The following is a 25843-nucleotide window of genomic DNA, read 5'->3' as shown; positions in this document are numbered from 1 at the left end:
GGTTGGCGTGGTGTGCCGTGACGTTCTCAGGCTCCCGTTCCGGGTGCCCGGGTCACCATCGGGGACTTCCCCGACTTCCCCCTGAGGTGCACCCCGATCCCACCCAGATACGACTCAGGTGTCGGTCAGAGCGCGGTGAGCCACCCCGCGACCGTCCGGGCCACCTCGTCGTCGTCCTTCGGGGTGTGCGTGCCGGCGACGAAGGTGCAGGTCAGGCGGCCTGCGATTGCCGCGAGGTGGGTCGCCAGCTCGTCGGGCGTGCCGAACGGGTCCGCCGTGCCGGAGACGGCCAGGACGGGCACGGCGACGTTCGGCAGGTGCTCGACGCGCAGCCGGTCCGGCCTGCCCGGCGGGTGCAGCGGGTAGGAGAGCAGGACGAGCCCGGCGGCCGGCTGACCCTGCGCGACCGCCATGGACGCCATGCGTCCACCGAACGACCGGCCGCCCAGGGCGACGCGGTCCGGCTCGACCCCGAGTGACTCCGCGAAGGCGTCCGCCTGCTCGCGCAGGTGGGCGATCGCCGCCGGCGGACGGTCGGGTGCGCGGCTGCCGCGCAGGCGGTTGGGGAAGTCGATGCGGCGGACCGGCAGGTCGAGCGCCCGCTCCACGGCGACGAGTGCTGCGCTCTCCCGCGAACCGCCCGCACCGGGCGTCAGGAGAAGGCCCGCGACATGTCGCATGGATCACAACGTACCTGTTCCGCGACGCCGCACATCCGCACGATCCCGCGGATCTCTGCATCGCGCAGGTATCGGCGGCTGACAGGGTGGAAAGCGTTCGACGCGCGGAATCGTCCCACCGGTCCTAACGTGACCGTCGGCGTCGCAGCCGCGGCGCAGTCATCGACGCACCGGGGATGCCACTGATGGTCCTTGAAGCCACCAACAACGTGCTGAGGCTCGACGCGAACTTCGTCGACTACACGCTCGTCGCCATCTACTTCGTCTTCGTGATCGGGATCGGCCTGCTGGCCCGACGCCAGGTCTCGACCAGCCTGGACTTCTTCCTGTCGGGTCGCTCGCTGCCCGCCTGGGTCACCGGCCTGGCCTTCATCTCCGCGAACCTCGGCGCCGTCGAGATCATGGGCATGAGCGCCAACGGTGCCCAGATCGGCATGGCGACCATGCACTACTACTGGATCGGCGCCATCCCGGCGATGCTGTTCCTCGGCGTCGTGATGATGCCGTTCTACTACGGCTCCAAGGTGCGCTCGGTCCCCGAGTTCATGCGGCGACGGTTCGGCACCGGGGCCCACCTGGTCAACGCGCTGAGCTTCGCGCTCGCGCAGCTGCTGATCGCCGGTGTGAACCTCTACCTGCTCGCGACGATCGTCAACGTGCTGCTCGGCTGGCCCCTGTGGGTCTCGCTGATCGCCGCGGCTGCTGTCGTGGTGACGTACACGGCGCTGGGTGGCCTCTCGGCCGCGATCTACAACGAGGTGCTGCAGTTCTTCGTCATCGTCGCTGCGCTGCTGCCCCTGACCCTCGTCGGCCTGCACCGGGTGGGCGGCATCGACGGCCTGGTGGACAAGGTCAACAACGGTCCGGTCGAGAACATGCTCTCGTCCTGGCCCGGCCAGAACCTCACGGGCTTCGAGTCCCCGGCCGCCTCGGTCATCGGCATCGTGCTCGGTCTGGGCTTCGTGCTCTCGTTCGGCTACTGGACGACGAACTTCGTCGAGGTCCAGCGCGCGATGGCGTCGAACTCGATGTCCGCGGCCCGTCGCGCGCCCATCATCGGGTCGTTCCCGAAGATGTTCATCCCGTTCATCATCATCATCCCGGGCATCATCGCGAGCGTGCTGGCCCCGGAGATCCTGGCCCTCAACGAGGGCAAGGGCGACGGGAACATCCAGTACAACGACGCTCTGCTGATCCTCATCCGCGACCTGCTGCCCAACGGCATGCTGGGTGTGGCGATCGCCGGCCTGATGGCCGCGTTCATGGCCGGCATGGCGGCGAACATCTCCGCGTTCAACACGGTGTTCAGCTACGACCTGTGGCAGCAGTACGTGAAGAAGGACCGCCCCGACGGCTACTACACGCGGGTCGGTCGCATCGCGACCATCGCTGCCACGATCATCGCGATCTTCACCGCGCTGCTTGCCTCCGGCTACAGCAACCTCATGGACTACCTGCAGACGCTGTTCGGGTTCTTCAACGCGCCGCTGTTCGCGACGTTCATCCTCGGCATGTTCTGGAAGCGGATGACCGCCACGGCCGGTTGGGCGGGTCTGGCATCCGGGACCATCGCGGCCATCGGGGTGGCTGTCCTCAGCCAGGATGCGCTCGGACCGCTCAGCGTCGGGGCGATCGACCTGAAGGGTCAGGGAGCCAGCTTCGTTGCCGCCGGCGCCGCGTTCTTCGTCGACATCGTGGTCAGCGTGATCGTCACGATGTTCACGCAACCGCGGGTCGAGTCGGAGCTGAAGGGGCTGGTCTACTCGCTGACCCCGAAGGAGGACCGCACCGACCCGAACGAGAAGAACCTGCCGTGGTACCAGCGTCCGGTGCTGCTGGCCGGGATCTCCCTGGTCATGGTCATCATCCTCAACATCGTCTTCCACTGACCAGACAGGAGACCGTCATGGCCGACACCGACAAGCAAGCCGCGAAGGAGAAGCGCGCCATCCGCGCCTTCGACATCCGCACGATCATCGGCGCCCTCTTGGGCATCTACGGCGTGATCCTCGTCCTGATGGGGATCTTCGCGAGCGACTCGGACCTCAAGGGGGGCGACGGGTCGAGCACCAACCTGTTCACGGGGATCGTGCTGCTCGTGGTATCTGCGTTCTTCCTCACCTGGGTCCGCCTGCGGCCGCTCCTGGTGCCGGAGGGCGACGACGACGCGGCCGACGCCCACATCGAGTAGCTGGACCCGGCACGAACGACGTCCGGGTGTGCGATCGGTTCCACCGACCGCACACCCGGACGTCGCTGTTCTCCGGAGGCGCGGGCGTGGGGTCGAGGCCGGCTACGCCCCGAGCGCCGCGCGTGCCCGGGCCACGTCGTCGGCGTCGTTCCAGACGTGGAAGGCCAGGCGGACGCCGCCCGCGCGCCCGGCGACGCGGAGGTCAGCGGCGCGCAGTCGCTCGGCGACGCGGCCGTCGGGGTCTGGCAGGGAGACGATCGCGCTGCCGGCCGGTGCGAGGCCGAGCCCGGTACGCAGGTCGTCGGCCAGGCGGACGGTGTGGTCGCGGACCGCTCCTAGGTCCGCGCCCGCCCACAGCTCGAGCGCCGGGGCCGCGCCCACCCAGCACAGCCAGGCGGGGGAGACGTCCAGCCGACGAGCGCCCGTCGCGAGCCGCATGTGCGGGCCGTAGCAGGACCCCCACACGTCGTCGCCCGCGTACCAGCCGGCGGCCAGCGCCGGCAGCAGGTCGACGACGGGCGCGCGGGCCGTGAGGAACGCGACGCCGCGCGGTGCGGACAGCCACTTGTAGGCCGAGCAGACGGTGACGTCGAACCGCCCCGCGTCGATCGGGAGCCAACCGGCCTGCGTCGTGTCGCACAGCGTGAGCGCGCCGGTGCGGCGGGCCGCGGCCGTGATCGCGTCGGCGTCGGCGACCCGCCCGTCGCGGGACTGGACCAGCGAGAACGCGACGACGGCGGTGCCGGCGCGGATCTCGTCGGGCAGCGCCTCCACCGGGACGTGGCGGACCGTGACGCCGCGGTGGGCGTGCGCCAGGAACGGGTAGACGACCGAGCTGAAGTCGCCGTCGACGGTCAGCACCTCGGCGCCGTCCGGCAGGGCCGCCGCGACGAGGCCGACGAGCACGGAGGTCTGCGAGCCGATCGCGACGTCGGTGACTCCGACGCCGACGAGTCGCGCGTAGGACTCGCGCGCGGAGGCGACCGCCGCGTCGTAGCCGGCCAGGTCCGGGTTGCCGGCCTGCCAGTCGTCGAGCGCGGCGTGCATCGCGGCCGCGGTCGCGCGGGCGGGCAGCCCGACCGTCGCGGCGTCGAGGTAGCCGGGCGCGGGCGCGAACGCGTCGGCGAGGGGGGCGATGCGCGGGACGGGGCGGGCGTGCTGGAGCATGCTCCGATCGTCGGCCGCACCTTCTCATCACACAAGGGCGGAATCCGGCTAGGAGGCATCACAAGGTGTGATGATGGATGCCATGGACCTGGACGTCGGCTCGCTCCGGATGCTGCGAGCGATCGCGGACACCGGCACCATCACGGGCGCCGCGGAGGCGCTCGGCGTCGGGCAGCCCGCCGTCAGCCAGCACGTGCGACGGCTCGAGCGACGGCTCGGCACCGCGTTGCTGGACCGGTCCGGCCGGTCGGTGCGGCTGACCGAGGCCGGCGAGGCGCTGGCCCGCCACGGCGCGACCGTCGGCGCGGCCCTGCGCGCGGCGACCGCCGAGGTGCAGGCGCTCACCGGGCTGCGGTCCGGGCGCGTGCGGCTCGTCGCGTTCCCGTCGTCGTCGGCCACGCTGGTGCCGCGCGCGCTCGTCGCCCTGCGCGCCTCCCACCCCGGGCTCAGCGTGACGCTCGACGAGGCCGAGCCGCCCGAGGCGCTGCGCAAGCTGCGCTCCGGCGAGTGCGACGTGGCGCTGGCCTTCGACTACCCGGGCGTCGGGCTGGGGCGCGGCGAGGACGACCTGGCCGGGCTCGTCACGCGGCACCTGCTCGACGAGCCGACGCTCGTGGCGCTGCCGGCGTCCCACCCGGCCGCCGCACGTGACGACCTCTCGCTCGCCGACCTGGCCGACGAGCCGTGGATCGCCGGCTGCCCGCGCTGCCGCGGCCACCTGCTGTCGTCGGCCGACGCCTGCGGGTTCGAGCCGCAGATCGCGTACGCGACCGACGACTACGTCGCGGTGCTGGCGCTCGTCGCGGCCGGCCTCGGTGTCGCGCTGCTGCCCGACCTGGTGAGGCCCATCGCCGAGCGGCAGCCGGGCGTCGTCGTCCGCCGCGCCGCCGGCACCTCCCACCGCACGGTCCACGCCGTCACGCCGCCGGACCTCCTGCGCGTCCCGGCCGTGGCAGCCACGCTCGCCGCGCTGGCTGCGGCTGTCTGACCCCGGTCAGAGACCCAGGGCCGCGCGGATGGTGCGGACCACGCCGTTGGCGTTGTTGGACGGGGCGACGAAGCGGGCGGCCGCCCGGACGTCCGGGTGCGCGTTGTCCATGGCGACCGAGCACCCCGCCGCGCGGAGCATGCCGAGGTCGTTGTGGTAGTCGCCGAACGCCATCGTCTGCTCGCGCGTGATGCCCAGCGCGTCCTGCACGTGCGCCAGGGCGACGCCCTTGTCGGCGGTCGCGCTCATCACGTCGAGCCAGTGCGGGCCGGACACGAGCGCGCCGTCGAACGCGGCGAGGACCCGGGCCGTGCGCTCGGACGACTCGAAGTCGTAGACCGCCACCTTCAGCACGTCGTCCTGCACGGCACGGATGTCGTCGACGACCTCGAGCCGCTTGTAGTACGGCTCTACCTGGTCGAGGAACGGGCGGTCGGTCCGCTCGACGTACGCCGAGCGCTTGCCGCACAGGACCACGCCGGCATCGCCGTCGGCCCCGCGCATCGTGTCGATCACGGCGTGTGCCACACCGAGGTCCAGCGGTTCCGAGCTCAGCTCGCGCCCCTCGTGCACCACGTACGAGCCGTTCTCCGCGATGTACACCAGGTCGTCGCGGCCGAACTGCTCGCGCAATGTCGCGTACTGCCGGCCGCTGGCCGGGCAGACGACGATGCCACGCGCGTGCAGCTCGTCGAGCAGCGGCCAGAACGACGGGTCCAGGCGCTTGGCGTCGTCGAGCAGGGAACCGTCCATGTCGACGGCGATCAGGCGGAGGTCCGGGCGGCCGAGGTCGGGCGGATCGAGAACGGGGGTCACGAGACCATCGTCTCAGCCGCCCCGTTGGGATCCGGCCCCGGTGATCCCGCACACTGAACCCATGCTGAGCGACGTCCTCGAGCGCGTGCTGGACGCGCCGTCGTGGACCGTCCTGCTGGTGGTCGGCGCGGTGGTGTTCGCCGAGGACGCGCTGTTCGTCGGCTTCGTGCTGCCCGGTGAGACGCTCGCGATCCTGGGCGGCGTCGCCGCCAACCGCGGGCACGTGTCGCTGACGGCGGTGCTCGTCGTCGTGATCCTCGCCGCGATCATCGGCGACTCCGTGGGCTACGAGGTCGGCAAGCACCTGGGGCCGCGGGTCCTGGAGGCGAAGTTCCTCGCCAACCATGCGGACCGGGTGGGCGACGCCCAGGACTTCCTCGCCCGACGAGGCGGCTGGGCGGTGCTGCTGGGCCGCTGGGTCGCCTTCTTCCGGGCCGTGATGCCGGCGCTCGCCGGTGTCGCGCGCATGCCGTACCGGGTGTTCCTGCCGTTCAACGCGGTCGGCGGGATCGTCTGGGGAACCGTCGTGGTGCTCGTCGGGTACCTGGCGGGGGCGTCGTACGAGAAGGTCGAGCACTGGCTGGGCCGCGGGGCACCGATCCTGGTCGGCGTCATCGCGCTCGTCGCCCTGGCCGTCTGGTGGATCCGACGCCGCCGCGAGCGAGCGCGCGAAGCTGACGTCTGACCCTTACTCGCCCGCACCGGCGAGCGCGTCGCGGACGCCCGTCTCCTGCTTGCCCAGGTGCACGGGGTCGCGCCCGACGAGCGCGTCCCACGCGGCTTTGTACGACGCGGGGATCTCGCGGACCCGCCACAGCACGGCCTGCGTCGGTGTGACGCTCGACGCCGAGACGGCCACGCCTGTCGTGTTGATCCCCGCCGCCGTGCACGAGAACGCCGCCCGCGGCACGTGGTAGGTCTGGCTGATGACCACCGCGTCGTCGACGCCGAAGATCTTGTGCGCCCGCACGCACGAGTCGTGGGTGTCGAAGCCGGCGTAGTCCAGCACGATCGCGTCCGACGGGACGCCGTGCTCGACGAGGTAGTCGCGCATGGCCGTCGGCTCGTCGTGCGTGACCGTCGAGTTGTCGCCGCTGACCAGGATCGCCTTGACCGTGCCCTGGTCGTACAGGGTCTTCGCGGCATCGAGGCGGCGGGCCAGGTACGTCGACGGTGTGCCGTCCGGGTGCAGCCCGGCGCCCAGCACCAGCGCGACCGTGTGGTCGGGGACGTCGGCGAGCGCGCGTTCGTGAGCGCGCCCCACGCCCTGCACGACGAGCAGCGGCAGCGCCAGCAGCAGCACGACGACGAGCGCGCCGACGAGAAGTCGCACCCGTCGCCGCCGAGGGCGGCCCGCCGTCGCATCGTCGGACATGCTCGAAGGCTAGGGCCGACGCCCGGGCGGCGGTGCCGATCCCGCGGGGACGTTCTGTGGAGATCCGCGTCCGTGTGCTGCGTTCCTCGCGCTATGCGCGTGTTTCGCAGCACGCGAGCGTCAGGCTGCCTCGCGGGCCAGGTGCTCCACCGTTGCCGTCAGGGCGGTGAGGCCTGTTTCCACGTCCGCCAGGCTGACCGACTCCGCCGGGTGGTGGGAGATGCCGTCGGGGTTGCGCAGGAACAGCATGCCGACGCCCGTGACCGCGCCGATCGCCATCGCGTCGTGGCCCGCGCGGCTGAACATCGTCGGGACGTCGCGCGCGCCCGTGTCCTCGATGCCGGCGCGGACGACGTCCTGGAGCAGCCCGTCGCACCAGACGGCGGGGGCCTCGTGCAGCTCGGTCGCGGACCAGCGCAGGCCGCGGCGGCCCGCGATCTGGTCGAGCTCGGTGGAGATGTCGCGCCAGACGCGGTCGCGGTGGTCGTCGTGCTCGCCGCGCAGGTCCACGGTGAGCCGGGCCTCGCCCGGGACCACGTTGACGGCACCCGGGAAGGTCTCCAGGCGCCCGACGGTCCCGACGATGTGGTGCTGCGCGCGGCACAGGCGCTCGACCGCGAGGGCCACCTCGCTGGCGCCGAGCAGCGCGTCGCGGCGGTCCTCGTACCGGGTGCCGCCGGCGTGCCGGGCCTCGCCCTCGATGGTCACGGCGAAGCGGCGGGCGCTCGCGATGGACGTCACGACGCCGAGCGGCGCGTTGCCACGGTCCAGGTCCGGGCCCTGCTCGATGTGCGCCTCGAGGTAGCCGGCGAGCGTGTGCGCCGGTCGTGCCGCGGCGCCGATGCGGCCCGGGTCCAGCCCGAACTCGTGGAAGGCGGTGCGCAGCGTCGTGCCGTGCTCGTCGGTCAGGTCCCACCACTCCGGCTTCCACAGCCCCGCCATCGCGGACGAGCCGAGCAGCGCGGTGCCGAAGCGTGCGCCCTCCTCGTCCCAGAACGCGACGACGTCCAGCCCGATCGGCGCGGTCCGCCAGCGCGGCCCCAGCGCGCGCACCACCTCGATCGCCATGAGCACGCCCAGGATCCCGTCGAACCGGCCCGCGTCGCGGACGGTGTCCAGGTGCGAGCCGAGCAGCAGCGACGGCGCGTCGGGGTCACGGCCCGGCAGGTGGCCGCACTGGTTGCCGGCCTCGTCCTGCCAGGTGTCCAGGCCCACCTCGCGCATCCAGCGGGCCGCGACGCGGTTCACGCGCGCGTGCTCGGGGGACAGGTAGACGCGCTCGATGCCGGTGGCCAGCGACGAGTACCGGGCCAGCTCGTCGCAGCGCGCCATGATCCGCACGGCGGCGGCGTGCAGGGCGGCGGGGTCGGGCTGCACGCTCAGCCCCACGACTCGTAGGCCGCGTCGACGCCGCCACCTGCAGGGACGCGCACGCCGGCGCGGCGCAGCACCTGCTCGAGCGCGGCGAGCGTGGTCAGGACGGTGTCGAACCGTGCGTTGACGCCCATGGTCCCGATCCGCCACACGCGGCCGTGCAGGGGCCCGAACGACGTGCCGATCTCGATGCCGAAGTCGCGCAGCATGGCACCGCGCGCACCGTCGCCGTCCACGCCCGCCGGGATCTCGACGGCCACCACGTTGTTCATCTTGTGCGCGACGTCGCCGAAGACCGTGAGACCCAGGCCCTGCACACCCGCCAGCATCGCGGCGCCCGCGCGGGCGTGACGGTCGATGACCGCCTGACGCCCCTCCGCCACGATCACGCGCGCGCACTCGCGCGCCGCGTAGAGCATGCTCGTCGCCTCGGTGTGGTGGTTGAGCCGCCGCGGCCCCCAGTAGTCGAGGATCATGCCGAGGTCGAAGTAGTTGGACGCGATGGGCTCGCCCGTGTCCTCGTCGGACTCCTCGCGGATGCCCGCCTCGATACGCGTGCGGCTGCGGATCACCTCGACGGCGCGCTCCGACAGGCTGATGGGTGCGCTGCCCGACGGCCCCGACAGGCACTTCTGCAGCCCGGCGGTCGCCGCGTCCAGGCCCCACGCGTCCATCTCGAACGCGTTACCGCCCAACGACGCCGTGGCGTCCGTGTAGAGCAGGACGCCGTGGCGCTCGCAGATCGCGCCCAGCTCGTCGAGCGGCTGGTTCATGGTGGTCGACGTGTCGCCCTGGACGATCGCCAGCAGGTGCGGCTTCACGCGGACGATCGCCTCCTCGATCGCGGCGGGCGTGAACACCTGCCCCCACGGCACCTCGATGGTGTGCACGTCGGCCTGCGCGCGCAGCGCGATCTCCGCCAGCAGGTGCCCGAACCGGCCGAACACTGGCACGAGCACGCGCTGCCCCGGCCGGACGAGCGAGACGATCGCCGCCTCGATGCCCGCGCGGGACGTGCCGTCGACGAGCACCGTCGCCTCGTTGCTCGTCGCGAAGACCTCTCGGTACAGCGCCATCGTCTCGGTCATGTAGCCCGTCATCGCCGGGTCGTACTGGCCGACGAGCGGCGTCGACAGGGCGCGCAGCACGCGCGGGTCGGCGTTGACCGGGCCCGGGCCCATGAGCAGGCGGGCGGGCGGGTCGACGGGCAGGTCGATGGACGACGGCATGGTGCTCCTCGGCGGTTCTGGGGTCATGCGATCTCACCGGCCAGGCGTCGGCCCAGGCGGACCAGCGTGAGGTCGGCCCCGCGCGGGCCGACGAGGCAGACGCCGACCGGCGCCGCGCCGAGGGGGGACTCGACGTACAGGGCTGGTACGGACAGGGCGGGCAGGCCGCCGATGCCGGCGAGCGCCGTCATCCGCAGCGTCGCGGCGCGGACGTCGTCGAGCTCGTCGGCGCTCGCTGTGCGCGACGGTGCGGGCCCGGGAGTGGTGGGCAGGACGAGGACGGCGTCGCCGGCGAGGGTGCGCACGGTGGTCGCCAGGGCGCGGCAGCGCTCGCGGGCGGCAGCCTCCTGCTCGTCGGTCACCGCGCGGGCGAGCGCGAACCGCGCGGCCACGTCGGCGCCCAGGGCGTCGGGGTGCGCCTCGAGCCAGGTGCCGTTCGCGCGCCACGCCTCGGCGCCCTGGACGGTGCGGAACGCCTCGAACCAGTCGTCGAGCGCGCCGACGGACACCGGCTGAACGTCGCGCAGCGCGGCCCACTCCTCGAACGCCGCGCGGGTCGCCGGCTGGCACGCGTCCAGCGCCTCGCTCGGGACCAGCAGACGGCCACCCAGCGGCACCGGCTGGTCGTCGGGAGCGTCGAGACACCACGCCGCGACCGCCTCCAGCGTCGCGCCGTCACGCGTCAGCCAGCCGACCGTGTCGAAGGACGGCGCGAGCGGCAGCATCCCCTGCCGTGGCACGAGCCCGTGCGTGGTCCGCAGCCCCCACAGACCCTGGTACGACGCGGGCACGCGGATGGAACCGGCGGTGTCGCTGGCCAGCGCGACGTCCGCCTGGCCGGTCGCCACCGCGCTCGCGGGTCCGCTCGACGACCCCCCGGGCAGCCCGTGCGGGACCGCGCCGTTGGGCGGGGTGCCGTAGTGCGCGTTGGTGCCGGCGATCGAGTACGCGAACTCGTCGGTTCGCGCGATGCCGCGCACGGACGCGCCGCCGTAGAGGAGGTCCCGGACCGCCGGGGCGTGGGCCCGCTCGGGCCGGGCGTCGCGCAGCCACGTCGGGTTGCCTGCGCCGATCCGATAGCCCTTGACCGCGAACAGGTCCTTCACGGCCACGCGCAGACCAGCGAGCGGCCCCTCGAACGCGCCCTGGTAGAGCGGGTCCCCGACCGTCCGCCACAGCGTCCGGTCGAACGACGGCGTGCGGCCGGTGACGTGCGCGGCGACGATCCGCCACCGGTCGTCGGCACGCTGCCACACCTGCGTCTGCAGGCCCGTCCCGCCGCCGACGTAGCGCGACGTGGCGACCAGCAGCCAGCAGTCGTCGGCCAGGCGCCGCGACTCCACGCGGTCCAGCACGCGGGGGGCCACGCCGCCGCGCGCCCCCCGGAAGGAGCTGATCGCGTCGTGCCCGACGAGCAGGCCGGCGGCGTCGCCGCGCAGCGTGTCCGGGCCGGGCGCGAACGAGTCGTCGAGGATCGCCAGGTCGTTCTCGCCGATCGCGCGCTCGTACGCCTCGAACGCCGCCTGCAGGTCGGGAGGGATCATCGCCGAGCCTCCCGCGGCACCCCGTCGAAGTCCGCGACCCGGATGCGCGCGTGCACACCGCAGACCTGGTCGACGACCTGGCTGATGTCGAAGTCGGTCGCGGCCGACAGGTACGCGTAGGCCAGATGCTCGTCGAGCCCCCAGCGGGCTCGGATCAGCGCGATCGCGGCGCGCACGCAGCAGCGCATCGCCTCGTCGAGGTCCGGGTCCATCCCGGTGGGGATCAGGTAGTCGTCGGTGCGGACCAGGGGGCCGGTCAGGTCGCCGAGCTCCGCGAGCGCTCGGTTGCGCGAGACCACGTCGAACCTCAGCGTGACCCGCAGCGACGCCTCGAGGGCGGTCAGTGCGACCTCGCCGTCGCCCTGGGCGAAGTGCGGATCGCCGACGTACGCCAGGGCACCCGGCACCTGGACCGGCAGGTAGAGCGTGGCTCCCACCTGGAGCAGGTTGATGTCGATGTTGCCGCCGTGCGCGCCGGGCGGCACCGAGTGGGGACGCTCGTCGCCCGCCACCGCGACGCCCATGATCCCCAGGAACGGTGCGAGCGGGAACTCGACGAGGCGGTCGCCGCCCTCGACGACGGGCAGGGTTCCGACGAGGCCGTCCGGCCCCTCGGCCACGGGCGTGAAGACACTGACCGTCTCGCCGCCGCGCGGCAGCTCGTCGGGCAGCGCACCGCGGCCGTGGCGGTTGGAGATGACGCCGTACGGGACGCGCGGGGTGGTCGACAGGACCGTGATCGCCAGCAGGTCGCCGGGCGCCGCGCCCTCGACGTGGATGGGTCCCGTGACGACGTGCGGGCCGTCCGCGGGGTCACGGGTCAGCTCGCGCGCGATCGCGATCGCGTCGTCGAGGACGTCGTCGGGCGCGACGCCGTGACCGCCGAAGAATGCGAGCGGGTCGCTGCCCTGGTCGGCCAGCAGACCCTCGTGGCTGACGGTGTCGATCGTGACGTGGGTGCCGGACGCGATGCGCAGGACGGGCTCGTCGGCCGCGCACGGGAGGCGTCCCCACAGGACTGTGTCGGGCGTGGAGGCCAGGTAGGTCTCGTCGGGCCGCACGTGCATCCCCTGGTGCAGGGTCGGGACCACGGTCATGCGTCCCTCCGCTCGTCGCGGTGGCGGTGCCCGAGCGCGGAGACCGCGATCGCGAGCACGCCCGCCACCAGCATCCCGACCCCGACGCCTCGCTGGCCGCCCGCACGGAGCAGGAGCGCCCCGACGCCGGCTCCCACGAGGATCAGCGCCACCGCGAGCGCCCGGCGCGCCCAGTTGGACCCGTCGCCGCCGGCCAGCCGCGAGTCGGCGGCCAGACCCGTCAACGTCGACGTCACGACGACCGTCGTCACGTCCTTGACGGCGAGCCGACGTGCGGTCGCGGCCTGCAGGCCCATCGCCACGGCCAGCAGCACGGTGACCACCAGCGCCCACGCCTCACCGGCGTGCGGTGGAACGATCACGGCCGCGATCCCCAGTGCGGTGGCCAGGACACCTGTCGCCATGAACGTGCCGCTGGTCCGGTTCGACCAGTCGGGTGGGGCGGTGCGCAGGACGCGGCCGCCGATCGCGGCGCCCGCCAGGAACCCGGCGAGCGCGAGCGTCGGGCCCAGGATCGGCAGCCCGTCGCCGCCGGCGATCGCCATCCCCAGGATGACGACGTTGCCGGTCATGTTGGCGGTGAAGACGCGGTCCAGGCCCAGGTAGCCGACGGCGTCGACGATGCCCGTGGTGAAGGTGAGAGCGAGCATCAGCACCAGGTGGCGCTGCCCGGGGTCCCAGGTGGCGATGGACGCGCGACTCGGGGTCTCAGACACTGGCCACCTCCGGCAGGAGAGCCCGGCCGGTGCCGGGGTGGGCGACCGCGCCGTCGACGACGACGGCCTCGCCGTGCAGCCACACCGTGCGGGCCACGCCGCGCAGCCGGGCCCCGTGGTACGGCGAGACGGGGTTGCGGTGCTCCAGGCGGTGGCGGTCCACCACGTGCTCGTCGTCGGGCGCGAACGCCACGAGGTGCGCGGGGGCGCCGGGCTCGATGACGCCGGCGGACAAGCCTGCGACGCGGGCCGGGCCGGTCGTGAAGAGCGGGAGCAGCGCGTCCAGCGTGATTCCCCTGGCCCGTGCCGCGGTCCACGTCGCCGAGAACCCGAGCTGCAGACCGGCGATGCCGCCCCACGAGAGCCCGAAGTCGTCGTCGACGTTCTTGACGTCCTCGGTGGCGGGGGAGTGGTCGGACACGACCGCGTCGACGGTCCCGTCGAGCACCGCCTCCCACAGCAGGTCCTGGTTGGCGGAGTCGCGGATGGGCGGGCAGCACTTGTACTGGGTGGCCCCCGCGGGCACGTCGTCGGCGCTCAGCGTCAGATAGTGCGGGCACGTCTCGACGGTCAGTGGCAGCCCTTCGGCGCGGGCTGCGCGCACCAGGTCCAGGCTGTCGGCGGCGGACACGTGCAGGATGTGCGCGCGGGCGCCGGTCTCGCGGACGCCGTCGATGACGCGCGCGACGGCCTCGCGCTCGCTGACGGGCGGGCGGCTCGCGACGAAGTCGTCGTACCGCGACCCCAGCGGGCCGGAACCGTGCAGGTGCGACGGGTCCTCGGCGTGCACGATGAGCACGGAGCCCAGCGCGGCGACCTCCGCGAGCGCGGCGCGCAGCTGCTCGGCGTCCAGGTGGCCGAACTCGTCGACCCCCGACGGCGCCAGGAACGCCTTGAAGCCCCGCACGCCGGCGGCGTGCAGCGGCCCCAGGGCGCCCAGGTTCTCCGGCACGGCGCCGCCCCAGAAGGCGACGTCCACGCTGAGCTTGCCCTGCGTCGCGGCCAGCTTGGCGGCCAGCGCGTCGGGCGTCGTCGTGGGCGGGATCGAGTTGAGCGGCATGTCGACGATCGTCGTGACGCCCGCGACCGCCGCGGCCCGCGTGGCCGACGCGAAGCCCTCCCAGTGCGTGCGGCCGGGCTCGTTGACGTGCACGTGCGAGTCGACGAGCCCGGGGAGCAGGACCTCGTCGTCGGCGAGCGTGATGACCTCGTCGTCGGGCCACAGCGGTGCGTCGTACGCGGCGACCGCGACCACGACCCCCTCGTCGACCCGCACCTGGGCGGGGCCGAACGCCCCGCCGATCCATACGCGTGCCGCGCGCACCACTGTCATGCGGGCGAACGTACAACGCCAAATGGCGCGTCGTGTTTCGTGGCGGACATGATCTCGAAACCTGCGAGCAGGCCGGTCATGGGCTTGGCGGGCGGGGGTGCGTACTCGCCGCGCGCCGACGGGCGCAAGCCCATGGCGACCAGCGACTGCGCCAGCAGCACGGCGGCGGTCACACCGTCGACGACGGGCACGCCGACCTCGTCGGACACCGACCGGCACAGCGCCGTCATGCCCGCGCACCCCAGCACGACGGCTTCGGCGCCCTGCTCGACCACCGCGCGCGACTCGGCGACCACGCGCGCGAGCACGTCCGGGTCGTGCTCCAGGTCCAGCACGGGGATCTCGCACGCCCGGACCTCGACGCAGGCGTCCGCGAAGCCGTACCGCGCGACGAGCTCATGCGCCCGCCCGCGCGTGCGGTCCAGCGTCGTGACGATCCCGAAGCGCCGCGCGACGAGCGACGCGGCGTGCATCGCCGCCTCGGCGATCCCGAGCACCGGCCCGGACGCCAGCTCACGCGCCGCGTCCAGGCCCGGGTCGCCGAAGCAGGCGACGACGTATCCGTCGACGCCCTCGGCCTCGCCGAGCGCCACCTGTTCGAGGATGCCGGGGACGGCCAGCGCCTCCTCGTAGTGGCTCTCGATGGAGGCCGGTCCCATCGTCGGCTGGACGGCGTCCACCAGGACGCCCGGTGACGCCACCACCCGGGCGGACCGACCGATGAGGTCGGTCATCGCCCGGGTGGTGTTGGGGTTGATGACCCGGATGCGCATCGGGTCAGGCCACTTCCTCGCCTACCACCGCGGTGCCCGTGCGGGCCTCGACGGTGCCGTCGGAGACGTGCGGGTCGTCGGCGTCGAGCAGCGGGATCTGCGGGTTGCGGCGCTCGAGGAACGTGAAGATGGCGAACCCGAGCGCGCAGCCGATGAACCAGCTGTACTGCGAGATCTCGGTGACGTCGAACGCCCCCATGTCGGCGAACGTCTTGGGCAGCACCGCGCAGGCGACGGACACGAGCCCCGCGACGATCACCGTGGCGACGCCGTTGCGGTTGTACCCGCCCGTGAACCAGTACTTGCCCTTCGTGGACATCGAGAACATGTCGTCGACCCGCACGCGCTGCTTGCCCACCACGTAGTAGCCGGCGATGAGGATGCCGAACAGTGGGCCGATGAGCGCGCCCAGCACGCCGAGCGTGTAGTGGATGGCGTCGTCGTTCGCGTACCACTTCCACGGCATCAGGACGACGGAGCCGACGGCGGCGATCATGCCGCCCATCCGCCAGCTGATGCGCTGCGGGGAGACGTTGGAGAAGTCGAACGCGGGGGAGATGAAGTTGGCGACGATGTTGATGCCGACGGTCGCCGTGACGAACGTCAGGCCGCCCAGCAGCACCGCGAACGGGGTGTCGATGGCCTGGACGGTCTTGATCGGGTCGGTGATGAGCTCGCCGAACACCGGGACGGTGGCCGACGCGCAGATGACGGTGAGCAGCGAGAAGAACAGGAAGTTGACGGGCAGACCCAGGAAGTTGCCCTTCTTCACCTTCTTGAAGCTCGCGCCGTACCGGGCGAAGTCGCCGAAGTTGAGCATGGGTCCGGAGAAGTAGGACACCACCAGGGCGATCGCGCCGAGCATGACGGGGATGGAGGCGCCGAAGGTCATGGCGGGCCCGGTCGAGAGGTTGAGGGAGATGTTGCTCCAGCCGGCCTTGGAGACCAGGTAGATCGCCAGGGCGATCATCACGACGTAGACGGCCGGGCCGGCCCAGTCGATGAACTTGCGGATGGTGTCCATGCCGGTCCAGAACAGCGCGGCCTGCGCCACCCAGAGGATCGCGTAGGAGACCCAGCCGAGGGCGGACAGCCCCAGGAACGAGTGCTCGAGCAGGTTCGCGGAGCTCGGGATGAACTTGAGGAAGATGATGTTGAGTGCCTCGCCGGCCAGGAACGTCTGCACGCCGTACCAGGCCACCGCGATCAGACCGCGGATGACGGCGGGGATGTTGGCGCCCAGGACGCCGAAGACGGCCCGGTTCATGACGGGGTAGGGGACGGCCGTCTTCTGGCTGGGCTTCGCGACGAGATTGCAGAAGAACTGCACGATGACGATGCCGACGACGAGCGAGACGAGCACCTGCCAGCTGGCGATGCCGAGCGCGAAGAGCGAGCCAGCCGTCACGTAGCCGCCGACGCTGTGCACGTCGGACATCCAGAACGCGAAGATGTTGTACGACGACCAGGTCTGCTTCTTCAGCGGCGCGAGGTCCTCGTTGGTGAGGCGCGGGTCGTAGTGCGGCTTGATGAGGCCGGCGCCCGGGGGCAGGCCCGCCGCCTCGAGGATGTCGTGGGGGAGCTCGCTGTCCGCCGGACCGGCGCCGCCGCTCGCGGGCGGCTCGGGGAAGGTGGCGGTGGTGCCGGCGGGCTCGTCGGCCGAGTAGTCGGGGTTCATGGGGATCCTCACGCTGGGCGGTGGGTACGCTGACGTGGTGAAGCGATGGCTGAACGGGTGTGAATCTATGACTTCACAACCCTGCGGCGGTTTCCGGTTTGTGAACTTTGGACTTCAGGCGTGAAACGACCTGTGGCGACGAGGCTGCAGGCGCCGAGAGCGGGCAGGAGGACGACGTGACGACGACGCCGGACGCGCACGGTGCGCTCGACGACGAGGCCGGGCGGCTGCTCGACGCGTTCGACGCGGAGCAGCTGGGGGCGCGACTGCGCGAGCTGCGCGAAGAGCGGGGCCTGACGCTGCGCGAGGTCGGTGCGCGGCTCGGTATCTCGGCCAGCGCCGTCTCCCAGATCGAGCGCGGCGTGCTGCGGCCTTCCGTCAACCGGCTCTTCGCCCTCGTCACGGCGCTCGACGCGAGCCTCGTCGACGTGTTCGGCGGCGCCTCGACGGACGCGCCCGCAGCGCTGCAGGACGGCGGCTACGTCGTGCGCCGCGCGGTCGAGGCGGACGTCGTGCGGCTCGAGGGCGGCGTCGTCTTCCGCCGCCTGTCGCCCGGTCTGTCCCGTGACGTCGACTTCTTCGAGTCCACCTACCCGCCCGGGTCCACGGGCGGCGGCCAGACCGAGCTCGTCACGCACGTCGGCTACGAGATCGGCACCGTGACCGCCGGCGAGCTGACCATCGACTTCCCGGACGAGCGCGTCGTCGTCCGCGCCGGCGACACCGTCTCCTACGCCTGCAGCACCCCGCACCGCCTGAGCAACCAGTCCGACGGCGTCACGGTCGCGACGTGGGTGATCGTCCACCCCGCCGGGTGAGCAGGCCTGGCTCTCAGCCGTCGAAGCGGATCGTCCCGGCGACCTCGAGCGCCGCTGAGGTCTCCAGCTCGCCGCTGGGCGCCACCAGGAGAACCAGAGCCAGGGTGGTCTTCTCCTCGTCGTGCCCGGCGACCGCCATCGCTTGCCACGTCGAGTCGGCGCCGCGCAGGTCCTCGTAGGTGAACGTCACCGCTTCTGGGTCGAGAGCGGCAGGCCACGTGACGCCGGATCGACGGAGCTCGTGAGCGGTACCGCCCCATGCGCGCGTGAGACCGTCGAGCGCTCCGTCGACGCCGACCTCATCGATGCCCGTCTTCCTGCCGACGGTCAGGACGACGACCGGGTCGGCGGCTCCAGCCGGAAAGAGCCGGAGCACCTCGGCGGCCCCGCCCGCCGGTGAGTCCGTGTGCCAGCCGGCCGGGACGTCGATCCCGACGCCGCTCACAACCGCCCTGGTCGCACCGTCCAGGTGGTCGACAGGTGTGACGGCTGGGGCGGTCGAGCTGCTGACGGCCGATCGCGACGGTCGGGGGCGCGAGGACGAGGAGTCCGCGGTGCAGCCCGCGACCGCCAGCCCGCACGCCAGGGCGAGTGCTGCGAGCGGCATGGACGCCACGGTCCCCCGCCGCTGGTGGGCGGCGCCCTGGCGCACGAGAGGTCTCACGCTGAGAAGTATCGGCAGAACAGGGGCGGGAGGTGATGTCGGCGAGGCCGGATCACGCCTGCGGCGAACACGGGCAGTTGCGGGGGTATGGCGCCGTTAGCATCGAACAACGCCGTCCTATCGACCCCGCAGCGCCCGGCGCGGAACCGGTAGGCACGCAGCTCGTGAGGAGTGCACATGTTCGAGAGATTCACGGACCGAGCCCGTCGCGTGGTCGTCCTTGCCCAAGAAGAGGCACGGATGCTCAACCACAACTACATCGGGACCGAGCACATCCTCCTGGGTCTGATCCACGAGGGTGAGGGCGTCGCGGCCAAGGCGCTCGAGTCGCTCGGCATCTCCCTGGAGGCCGTGCGCGCGCAGGTGCAGGAGATCATCGGCGAGGGCCAGCAGGCGCCGTCGGGGCACATCCCCTTCACGCCGCGCGCCAAGAAGGTGCTGGAGCTGTCGCTGCGCGAGGCGCTGCAGCTCGGCCACAACTACATCGGGACCGAGCACATCCTGCTCGGCCTGATCCGCGAGGGTGAGGGCGTCGCCGCCCAGGTCCTGAACAAGCTGGGCGCCGACCTCAACCGCGTGCGCCAGCAGGTCATCCAGCTCGTCTCCGGCTACCAGGGCAAGGAGCCCGTGGCCGCCGGTGGCCCGCAGGAGGGTCAGCCGTCGGGCAGCGCCGTGCTCGACCAGTTCGGTCGCAACCTCACGCAGGCGGCCCGGGACGGCAAGCTCGACCCGGTCATCATGCGCGAGAAGGAGATCGAGCGGGTCATGCAGGTGCTGTCCCGCCGCACCAAGAACAACCCGGTCCTGATCGGGGAGCCCGGCGTCGGCAAGACCGCCGTCGTCGAGGGGCTCGCGCAGGACATCGTGCGCGGCGACGTGCCCGAGACGCTCAAGGACAAGCAGCTGTACACGCTGGACCTGGGCGCCCTGGTGGCCGGCAGCCGCTACCGCGGTGACTTCGAGGAGCGCCTGAAGAAGGTCCTCAAGGAGATCCGCACGCGCGGCGACATCATCTTGTTCATCGACGAGATCCACACCCTGGTGGGTGCGGGTGCCGCCGAGGGTGCGATCGACGCCGCGTCGATCCTCAAGCCGATGCTCGCCCGCGGCGAGCTGCAGACCATCGGTGCCACCACGCTCGACGAGTACCGCAAGTACGTCGAGAAGGACCCGGCCCTGGAGCGCCGTTTCCAGCCGATCCAGGTGGCCGAGCCGAACCTGCAGCACGCGATCGAGATCCTCAAGGGCCTGCGCGACCGCTACGAGGCGCACCACCGCGTGTCCATCACGGACTCCGCCCTGGTCGCCGCCGCCACGCTGGCCGACCGGTACGTCAACGACCGCTACCTGCCGGACAAGGCGATCGACCTGGTCGACGAGGCCGGCGCCCGCCTGCGCATCCGTCGCATGACGGCTCCGCCGGAGCTGCGCGAGCTCGACGAGCAGATCGCCGAGACGCGCCGCGACAAGGAGTCGGCGATCGACGAGCAGGACTTCGAGAAGGCCGCCCGCCTGCGTGACGCCGAGAAGCAGCTCGGCCTCAAGCGGCTGGAGAAGGAGAAGGCCTGGAAGTCCGGCGACCTCGACGCCGTCGCGGAGGTCGACGAGGAGCTCATCGCCGAGGTGCTGGCGAACGCCACGGGCATCCCGGTGTTCAAGCTCACCGAGGAGGAGTCCAGCCGTCTGCTCCACATGGAGGAGAACCTGCACAAGCGGGTCGTCGGCCAGGACGCCGCCATCAAGGCGCTCTCGCAGGCCATCCGCCGTACGCGCGCCGGGCTCAAGGACCCGAAGCGTCCCGGTGGCTCGTTCATCTTCGCCGGCCCCACGGGTGTCGGGAAGACCGAGCTCGCCAAGGCGCTCGCGGAGTTCCTGTTCGGCGACGAGGACGCGCTGATCCAGCTCGACATGTCCGAGTTCTCGGAGAAGCACACCGTCTCGCGGCTGTTCGGCTCGCCCCCCGGCTACGTCGGGTACGACGAGGGCGGTCAGCTCACGGAGAAGGTGCGGCGCAAGCCGTTCTCCGTGGTCCTGTTCGACGAGGTCGAGAAGGCCCACGCGGACATCTTCAACTCGCTCCTGCAGATCCTCGAGGACGGTCGCCTGACCGACAGCCAGGGTCGCGTGATCGACTTCAAGAACACCGTGATCATCATGACCACCAACCTCGGCACGCGGGACATCGCCAAGGGCGTCATGACCGGCTTCCAGGCCGGCGGCGACCTGTCGACGTCGTACGAGCGCATGAAGGCCAAGGTCAACGACGAGCTCAAGACGCACTTCCGTCCCGAGTTCCTCAACCGCGTCGACGACGTGGTCGTGTTCCCGCAGCTCTCGCAGCCGGAGATCTTCGCGATCGTCGACCTGATGATCGCCAAGCTCGACAAGCGTTTGCGCGACAAGGACATGGCCATCGAGATCACGCCCGCGGCCAAGAAGCTGCTCTCGGAGAAGGGTTACGACCCGGTCCTGGGTGCCCGGCCGCTGCGCCGCGCCATCCAGCGGGACATCGAGGACGCGCTGTCCGAGAAGATCCTGTTCGGCGAGCTCAAGCCCGGCCAGCTCGTGCTGGTCGACGCCGAGGGCGAGGGTCTGCTCGGGGAGTTCACGTTCAAGGGCGTGACCAAGGTCGACATGCACAAGGAGCCCGTCGGGGCCGGCGTCACGTCCGGCACACCCGGCTCGGGCACCGACCTGCCGGCCGCACCGCCGATCTCGGCGGCCGGTGACGGCGGCACGGGGACCCTGCCCCAGGTCGGCTGAGTCCACAACCCCGCGAGCCCCGGTCCAGCGCGGACCGGGGCTCGCGCGCGTCCGCGTGGCCGGAACGCGGAGCCGGATGGCCGCTCGTCGCCGACCGATTCACGCGAGAAGTGACCGAGGGACGCAGGCAGTGCAGCACTGCCCGCGTGGGCGGGATCATCCGGTGATCGCGCCCGTGGACCGCTGAGTGGCCCACCGCGCGCGACGAGCGAGCGGCGACATGGCAGCGTGGCGCCGGAGCGATCGACGGGGTTCGGATCGATGGGGTTCGGGATGATGCGCACACGTTCCGTCGGCGTGACCCTCGCCCTCGGGTGCTGGGCGGCGCTGGGCGCCGGTTGCTCGGCGGACCACGACCGTGCGGTGGCAGGCTCGGCGTTCGCGACGGCGGTGGTGCCATCCCGGACCGGCGCCGCCAGCGAGGTGGACGGCCACCTCTACTTCACGCACACGACGGCGGGCGACGTCCAGACCGTGCTGGTGACCGACGGCGGAAACACGCGCGAGCTCACCCCGTCCGGTGCTGCCTGCTGCGTGGTGCGTGTGTCGCCGGACGGCGGCCGCATCCTGACGCTCCCGGGCGACTTCGTGTCGCCGTTGACCGGCGCGACGCTCGACGTGACCGACGATGCGGCCGAGCTCGTGCCGCTGCCCCGGACCGACCCGTCGTTGAACATGGTGCCGTTGGCGTGGTCACCCGACGGCACCCGCATCGCGTACGAGGCGTGGGACGACGATGACCCGTCGCGCACCGGCATCTACACGGCGCGCGTGGCGGACGGGGGCGGCGTGGTCCGGGTGACCACGCGACCCGGCACCTTCGACGACGTCCCCCTCGACTACTCGCCGGACGGCGACCAGCTCGTCTTCTATCGGTCCGTCAACTCCGATCCGGACCCCTACACGGGCGGGAGCCTGTGGGTGGTGAACGTCGACGGGAGCGACGCGCACCAGATCTCGACACCGGAGGCGCCGCCGACGGTGTGGGCGCGCTGGTCCCCGGACGGCACCCGCATCCTCTTCGCTGCGGAGCGGCTCTCCGCGGTCGGTCCGATCTGGACCGTCGCACCCGACGGCAGCGATCTGACGGTCGTGTACCAGGACGACGAGGGCGGGTTCGCGATCGCGCCGGACTGGTCCCCCGACGGGAACCGGATCGTCTTCGGCCTCGACCCCGGCAACGACGAGTTCGCGCACCCGCCCAACGTCGTCTACGTCGTCCCGGCGGCCGGTGGCGCGCCGGTCGTCGTGGACGACAGCGACACCTTCAAGCGGTCGTTCGACTGGGTCGAGTGAGGCGCTCTGGCCGGGGCGCTCAGGTCAGCGCTCAACGAGGTATGGGCGGCCGTCGGGGCCGGTCACGCGCTCGAACTGCCCGTGCGGCTCGGTGTCTTGCGCCCGCCCGGCGGCGTCGTCGGCACGGGGACTCTTCCCCAGGTCGGTTGAGTCCACGTCACGACGAGAGCCTGGTCGACCGCGGACCGGGGCTCTCGGCAGTGCTCGCACGAGTTGACTGAAACGTTTCGTCGCCTGTCAGGGCGTTACGGCAAGCGCATACCTTTCCGCCATGAGTGATCTCAGGATGCACAGCGGCAGCGTCGCCGCAGTCCGGCCCCGTCAGGGGCGTCCCGGTCGCGGCGCCCGCGCACTCGCACTTCTCGCCGGGTCTGTGACCGTTCTCAGTCTCGGGGTGGTGGCCGCCCCCGCGCAGGCTGCGACCGGCTGCTCGGCCACCTACACGGTCACCAACCAGTGGGCCGGAGGATTCGGCGCCGACGTCGTCGTCAAGAACCTCGGGGACGCCAAGTCGACGTGGACCGTCGGCTGGCAGTTCCCCGACGGCCAGACGGTGACGTCCGGCTGGAACGGCACGTTCAGCCAGCAGGGCGCGGCCGTGAGCGTGAAGCCGGCCGGCTGGAACGCGTCGCTGCCGATGGGCGGCTCGGTGTCTTTCGGGTTCAACGGCGCCTGGACGTCCGCGAACCGGGTGCCGAGCGCCATCACGCTCGACGGTGTCACGTGCACCGGTTCGACGACCACCACCCCCACCCCGACCGCGACGAGCACGCCCAAGCCGACGACCACGAGTACGCCGACCCCCACACCGTCCCCCACGGGCACCGTCCCCTCGACCGGCCGGGCCTGGTCGAACACCTCCGACGGCTTCGCGCAGGGCACGACGGGCGGTGCGGGCGGCACGACGGTCACCGTCACCACGCTGGACGACCTCAAGAAGTACGCCGCGGCGAGCGGGAAGTAGGTGGTCCGCGTGGCGGCGGCCATCACGGTCTCGCCGTACGGCTACGAGATCCCCGTGACGTCGGACAAGACGATCATCGGCGTCGGCAGCAGCGGCAAGCTCGTCCACGGCGGGCTGCACCTGAACCCGGGCACCAAGAACGTCATCATCCGCAACCTCACGCTCGGCGACACGAAGATGGCCGACGACGACCCGGACGACAAGGCCTACGACTACGACGGCATCCAGATGGACACCGCGTCGAACGTCTGGATCGACCACAACCGCATCCTGAGCACCAACGACGGCCTCATCGACAGCCGTCTCGACACCACCAACCTGACCGTGTCGTGGAACGAGCTGGGGAACACCAACAAGGCGTTCGGTATCGGCTGGACGGACAACGTCACCGCGCGCATGACCATCCACCACAACTGGATCCACGACACGAACCAGCGCAACCCGTCCACGGACAACGTGCAGTACGCGCACCTGTACAACAACTGGCTGGAGGACATCACCAGCTACGGCAACCTCTCGCGCGGCGCCACCAAGATGGTGCTGGAGAACAGCTACTTCGACCACATCAACAACCCGTACGCGATCGAGTCGACGGCGGCGCAGCTGCGCCAGTCCGGCAGCATCGTCGTGAGCTCGACCGGTGACCAGACCACCAACGGCAGCGCATTCACGCCGTCGTCGTTCTACTCCTACACGCTCGACAAGGCGGCCGACGTGCCAGCGCTGCTGGCCAAGTACACCGGGCCGCAGGCGAACATCGGCATCGACGGCGCGACGACGGACCCTGGCACCGGCACGGGTGGATCCAGCGGTGGCGTCGCGACCGGTGCGGTCGTCCTGCGCTCCGGCGCGTCGGGCAAGTGCCTGGAGGTCCCGGGTGGCACGACGGCCAACGGCACGCCGCTGACGTCGGCCACGTGCGAGACCGGTGCGGCCCGGCAGACCTGGACGGTCACGACGCAGGGCGCCGGCTTCCGGCTGGTGAACGGCGCTTCCCAGCAGTGCGTCGACGTCGCGGGCGGATCGTCCGCCACGGGCACCGCGCTCCAGCAGTGGGGCTGTGCCGCACAGGCCAACCAGACCTGGACCGCCGTCGCGTCGTCGCAGTCCGGCAAGTGGCAGGTGCGCAACGCCTCGTCGGGACTGTGCCTGGCCGTGAAGGACGGGTCGACGGCCTCGGGTGCGCCCATCGTGCAGGAGGCGTGCGACGACGCTGCGAAGGTGCAGTGGAGCGGCTTCACCGCTGCCGGTTCCGGCGGCGGGACGACGACACCGACCACGACGACCGTCGCGGGGGACGGCACGGGCACGTACAAGACCGTGCAGGCCGCCGTCGACGCGATCCCGTCGACGAACACCACCCGCCAGGTGATCACCGTCAAGCCCGGGACCTACCGCGAGATCGTCACGGTGAACAAGCCGTTCGTCACGCTGCGCGGCACGGGCAGCACGCCGCAGCAGACGGTCGTCGTGAACAACCGGTCGAGCGCCGGCGGCTACGGCACGTCGGGGTCCGCGACGTTCTTCGTCAAGGCGAAGGACCTCGTCGTGGAGAACCTGACGCTGTCCAACGACTACGGCGAGGGCTCGCAGGCCGTGGCCGTGAACGTGGACGCGGACCGGGCGACGTTCCGCAACGTCCGGTTCCTCGGCAACCAGGACACCCTGCTCCTCAACTCGGGGCGGTCCTACATCGTCGACTCGTACGTCGAGGGGACCGTGGACTTCATCTTCGGGGGCGGCACCGCCGTGCTGGACCGGGCGTCGATCTACCAGCGCCGGAGTACCGGTGGTCCGATCACGGCGGCGAAGACCGATGCGGCCAAACCGTACGGCTTCCTGATCTACCGCTCGACGATCACCGGGGCGACCAACAACACCACGCAGCTCGGCCGGCCGTGGGGTCAGGACGCGCAGGTGCTGTACCGCGAGACGTCGATGTCGGCGACCATGGCGACCGCTCAACCGTGGATCGACATGTCCGGGAACGTGTGGTCCAAGGCGCGATTCCGCGAGTACAAGAACACGGGCGCCGGGGCCACGGCCAACGGCAACCGCCCGCAGCTGTCCGACGCGGACGCCGCGAGCTACACGCCGGCGCGCTACCTGGCGGGCGCGGACGGGTGGAACCCGATCGGATAGGCCCGCGTCGGGCTCAGCGCTCGACGAGGTACGGACGCCCGTCGGGGCCGGTCACACGCACGAACTGCCCGCGCAGCTCGGTGTCGTAGGCCCGCCCGGCGGCGTCCGTGCGCGCGGCGGAGTCGGCCGCGCGCGACGGGCCGACCTGGGGCGGCCCGACGAACCGCAGCAGGAAGAGCGTGACGCGCTCGTTGAACGCGTCGAAGGCGTCGCCGATGCTCATGGTGAGACCTCT

23 protein-coding genes are annotated in these 25843 nt (G+C 71.8%); 9 read left to right on the top strand and 14 right to left on the bottom strand.

The genetic code is table 11. The features are described 5' to 3' along the window. Nucleotides 1-125 precede the first annotated feature (125 nt). Nucleotides 126-680, bottom strand: a complete 555-nt coding sequence (locus IC607_RS01990) for an alpha/beta family hydrolase (RefSeq protein ID WP_191785306.1) — start codon at nucleotides 678-680, stop codon at nucleotides 126-128. 176 nt (nucleotides 681-856) lie between these two features. On the opposite strand from IC607_RS01990, the gene IC607_RS01985 reads away from it, so the two are divergent. Both IC607_RS01985 and IC607_RS01980 read left to right on the top strand, forming a co-directional pair. Next, nucleotides 857-2569, top strand: a complete 1713-nt coding sequence (locus tag IC607_RS01985) for a sodium:solute symporter family protein (protein WP_370525956.1) — start codon at nucleotides 857-859, stop codon at nucleotides 2567-2569. 17 nt (nucleotides 2570-2586) lie between these two features. Further along, complete coding sequence (locus IC607_RS01980; protein ID WP_191785304.1) at nucleotides 2587-2871, top strand: hypothetical protein; 285 nt, start codon at nucleotides 2587-2589, stop codon at nucleotides 2869-2871. 102 nt (nucleotides 2872-2973) lie between these two features. On the opposite strand, the gene IC607_RS01975 is transcribed toward IC607_RS01980, so the two are convergent. Continuing rightward, entirely contained in the window at nucleotides 2974-4038 is a 1065-nt protein-coding gene (locus IC607_RS01975; protein ID WP_191785303.1) for an aminotransferase class V-fold PLP-dependent enzyme, read from the bottom strand. A gap of 73 nt (nucleotides 4039-4111) precedes the next feature. Between IC607_RS01975 and IC607_RS01970 the strand changes: the two genes are divergently transcribed. After that, entirely contained in the window at nucleotides 4112-5026 is a 915-nt protein-coding gene (locus tag IC607_RS01970) for a LysR family transcriptional regulator (protein WP_225224290.1), read from the top strand. A gap of 6 nt (nucleotides 5027-5032) precedes the next feature. On the opposite strand, the gene IC607_RS01965 is transcribed toward IC607_RS01970, so the two are convergent. Then, nucleotides 5033-5842, bottom strand: a complete 810-nt coding sequence (locus tag IC607_RS01965; protein WP_370525955.1) for an HAD family hydrolase — start codon at nucleotides 5840-5842, stop codon at nucleotides 5033-5035. Nucleotides 5843-5903: 61 nt separating this feature from the next. Between IC607_RS01965 and IC607_RS01960 the strand changes: the two genes are divergently transcribed. Continuing rightward, on the top strand, nucleotides 5904-6527 hold the full coding sequence (locus IC607_RS01960) for a DedA family protein (RefSeq protein WP_191785302.1): 624 nt from the start codon (nucleotides 5904-5906) through the stop codon (nucleotides 6525-6527). 3 nt (nucleotides 6528-6530) lie between these two features. On the opposite strand, the gene IC607_RS01955 is transcribed toward IC607_RS01960, so the two are convergent. The 9 genes from IC607_RS01955 to IC607_RS01915 form a co-directional block, all read right to left on the bottom strand. Next, the gene (locus IC607_RS01955; protein ID WP_191785301.1) at nucleotides 6531-7217 is read right to left on the bottom strand and encodes a vancomycin high temperature exclusion protein; all 687 of its coding nucleotides are present in this window, start codon (nucleotides 7215-7217) and stop codon (nucleotides 6531-6533) included. A gap of 120 nt (nucleotides 7218-7337) precedes the next feature. Continuing rightward, nucleotides 7338-8594, bottom strand: a complete 1257-nt coding sequence (locus IC607_RS01950) for an allantoate amidohydrolase (protein WP_370525954.1) — start codon at nucleotides 8592-8594, stop codon at nucleotides 7338-7340. 2 nt (nucleotides 8595-8596) lie between these two features. Beyond that, nucleotides 8597-9820: an alanine--glyoxylate aminotransferase family protein gene (locus IC607_RS01945; RefSeq protein ID WP_225224289.1), complete on the bottom strand. Its 1224-nt coding sequence runs from the start codon at nucleotides 9818-9820 to the stop codon at nucleotides 8597-8599. Between the two features lie 23 nt (nucleotides 9821-9843). Further along, nucleotides 9844-11364: an amidase gene (locus IC607_RS01940; RefSeq protein ID WP_191785300.1), complete on the bottom strand. Its 1521-nt coding sequence runs from the start codon at nucleotides 11362-11364 to the stop codon at nucleotides 9844-9846. Continuing rightward, nucleotides 11361-12461, bottom strand: a complete 1101-nt coding sequence (locus tag IC607_RS01935) for an acetamidase/formamidase family protein (protein WP_191785299.1) — start codon at nucleotides 12459-12461, stop codon at nucleotides 11361-11363. Before IC607_RS01935 ends, IC607_RS01940 begins: the two co-directional genes overlap by 4 nt. Then, complete coding sequence (locus tag IC607_RS01930) at nucleotides 12458-13177, bottom strand: YoaK family protein (protein ID WP_370525953.1); 720 nt, start codon at nucleotides 13175-13177, stop codon at nucleotides 12458-12460. Before IC607_RS01930 ends, IC607_RS01935 begins: the two co-directional genes overlap by 4 nt. Beyond that, complete coding sequence (allB, locus tag IC607_RS01925; protein ID WP_191785298.1) at nucleotides 13170-14510, bottom strand: allantoinase AllB; 1341 nt, start codon at nucleotides 14508-14510, stop codon at nucleotides 13170-13172. The genes IC607_RS01930 and allB overlap by 8 nt, the downstream gene beginning before the upstream one ends. Continuing rightward, nucleotides 14507-15283, bottom strand: coding sequence for an aspartate/glutamate racemase family protein (locus IC607_RS01920; RefSeq protein ID WP_191785297.1), 777 nt, complete (start codon nucleotides 15281-15283; stop codon nucleotides 14507-14509). The genes allB and IC607_RS01920 overlap by 4 nt, the downstream gene beginning before the upstream one ends. A gap of 4 nt (nucleotides 15284-15287) precedes the next feature. Further along, nucleotides 15288-16961: an NCS1 family nucleobase:cation symporter-1 gene (locus IC607_RS01915; protein ID WP_191785296.1), complete on the bottom strand. Its 1674-nt coding sequence runs from the start codon at nucleotides 16959-16961 to the stop codon at nucleotides 15288-15290. 176 nt (nucleotides 16962-17137) lie between these two features. Between IC607_RS01915 and IC607_RS01910 the strand changes: the two genes are divergently transcribed. Beyond that, on the top strand, nucleotides 17138-17779 hold the full coding sequence (locus IC607_RS01910) for a helix-turn-helix domain-containing protein (protein ID WP_370525952.1): 642 nt from the start codon (nucleotides 17138-17140) through the stop codon (nucleotides 17777-17779). Between the two features lie 13 nt (nucleotides 17780-17792). Here the strand turns inward: IC607_RS01910 and IC607_RS01905 are convergent, their stop codons facing one another. Further along, complete coding sequence (locus IC607_RS01905) at nucleotides 17793-18443, bottom strand: hypothetical protein (protein WP_191785295.1); 651 nt, start codon at nucleotides 18441-18443, stop codon at nucleotides 17793-17795. 177 nt (nucleotides 18444-18620) lie between these two features. Between IC607_RS01905 and IC607_RS01900 the strand changes: the two genes are divergently transcribed. From IC607_RS01900 to IC607_RS01885, 4 genes are all read left to right on the top strand, one after another. Beyond that, nucleotides 18621-21206: an ATP-dependent Clp protease ATP-binding subunit gene (locus tag IC607_RS01900; protein WP_191785294.1), complete on the top strand. Its 2586-nt coding sequence runs from the start codon at nucleotides 18621-18623 to the stop codon at nucleotides 21204-21206. A 276-nt stretch (nucleotides 21207-21482) separates the two neighbouring features. Further along, on the top strand, nucleotides 21483-22502 hold the full coding sequence (locus IC607_RS01895; protein WP_191785293.1) for a PD40 domain-containing protein: 1020 nt from the start codon (nucleotides 21483-21485) through the stop codon (nucleotides 22500-22502). A 271-nt stretch (nucleotides 22503-22773) separates the two neighbouring features. After that, a complete protein-coding gene (locus IC607_RS17240; RefSeq protein ID WP_225224287.1) occupies nucleotides 22774-23466 on the top strand; it encodes a cellulose-binding domain-containing protein in 693 nt (230 codons plus the stop codon). 9 nt (nucleotides 23467-23475) lie between these two features. Then, nucleotides 23476-25608, top strand: coding sequence for a pectinesterase family protein (locus IC607_RS01885; RefSeq protein WP_370525951.1), 2133 nt, complete (start codon nucleotides 23476-23478; stop codon nucleotides 25606-25608). A gap of 13 nt (nucleotides 25609-25621) precedes the next feature. On the opposite strand, the gene IC607_RS01880 is transcribed toward IC607_RS01885, so the two are convergent. Then, on the bottom strand, nucleotides 25622-25831 hold the full coding sequence (locus IC607_RS01880; RefSeq protein WP_191785292.1) for a hypothetical protein: 210 nt from the start codon (nucleotides 25829-25831) through the stop codon (nucleotides 25622-25624). Between the last annotated feature and the right edge of the window lie 12 nt (nucleotides 25832-25843).

Source organism: Cellulomonas sp. JH27-2, assembly GCF_014837175.1.
Taxonomy (GTDB): domain Bacteria; phylum Actinomycetota; class Actinomycetes; order Actinomycetales; family Cellulomonadaceae; genus Cellulomonas.
This window is presented reverse-complemented; position numbering and strand designations above follow the sequence as displayed.

Coding starts and splice junctions, on each gene's coding strand:
- IC607_RS01990 (WP_191785306.1), bottom strand. CDS start 680: ATGCGACATGTCGCGGGCCTTCTCCTGACGCCCGGTGCGGGCGGTTCG.
- IC607_RS01985 (WP_370525956.1), top strand. CDS start 857: ATGCCACTGATGGTCCTTGAAGCCACCAACAACGTGCTGAGGCTCGAC.
- IC607_RS01980 (WP_191785304.1), top strand. CDS start 2,587: ATGGCCGACACCGACAAGCAAGCCGCGAAGGAGAAGCGCGCCATCCGC.
- IC607_RS01975 (WP_191785303.1), bottom strand. CDS start 4,038: ATGCTCCAGCACGCCCGCCCCGTCCCGCGCATCGCCCCCCTCGCCGAC.
- IC607_RS01970 (WP_225224290.1), top strand. CDS start 4,112: ATGGATGCCATGGACCTGGACGTCGGCTCGCTCCGGATGCTGCGAGCG.
- IC607_RS01960 (WP_191785302.1), top strand. CDS start 5,904: ATGCTGAGCGACGTCCTCGAGCGCGTGCTGGACGCGCCGTCGTGGACC.
- IC607_RS01955 (WP_191785301.1), bottom strand. CDS start 7,217: ATGTCCGACGATGCGACGGCGGGCCGCCCTCGGCGGCGACGGGTGCGA.
- IC607_RS01945 (WP_225224289.1), bottom strand. CDS start 9,820: ATGCCGTCGTCCATCGACCTGCCCGTCGACCCGCCCGCCCGCCTGCTC.
- IC607_RS01940 (WP_191785300.1), bottom strand. CDS start 11,364: ATGATCCCTCCCGACCTGCAGGCGGCGTTCGAGGCGTACGAGCGCGCG.
- IC607_RS01935 (WP_191785299.1), bottom strand. CDS start 12,461: ATGACCGTGGTCCCGACCCTGCACCAGGGGATGCACGTGCGGCCCGAC.
- allB (WP_191785298.1), bottom strand. CDS start 14,510: ATGACAGTGGTGCGCGCGGCACGCGTATGGATCGGCGGGGCGTTCGGC.
- IC607_RS01920 (WP_191785297.1), bottom strand. CDS start 15,283: ATGCGCATCCGGGTCATCAACCCCAACACCACCCGGGCGATGACCGAC.
- IC607_RS01915 (WP_191785296.1), bottom strand. CDS start 16,961: ATGAACCCCGACTACTCGGCCGACGAGCCCGCCGGCACCACCGCCACC.
- IC607_RS01900 (WP_191785294.1), top strand. CDS start 18,621: ATGTTCGAGAGATTCACGGACCGAGCCCGTCGCGTGGTCGTCCTTGCC.
- IC607_RS01895 (WP_191785293.1), top strand. CDS start 21,483: ATGCGCACACGTTCCGTCGGCGTGACCCTCGCCCTCGGGTGCTGGGCG.
- IC607_RS17240 (WP_225224287.1), top strand. CDS start 22,774: ATGAGTGATCTCAGGATGCACAGCGGCAGCGTCGCCGCAGTCCGGCCC.
- IC607_RS01880 (WP_191785292.1), bottom strand. CDS start 25,831: ATGAGCATCGGCGACGCCTTCGACGCGTTCAACGAGCGCGTCACGCTC.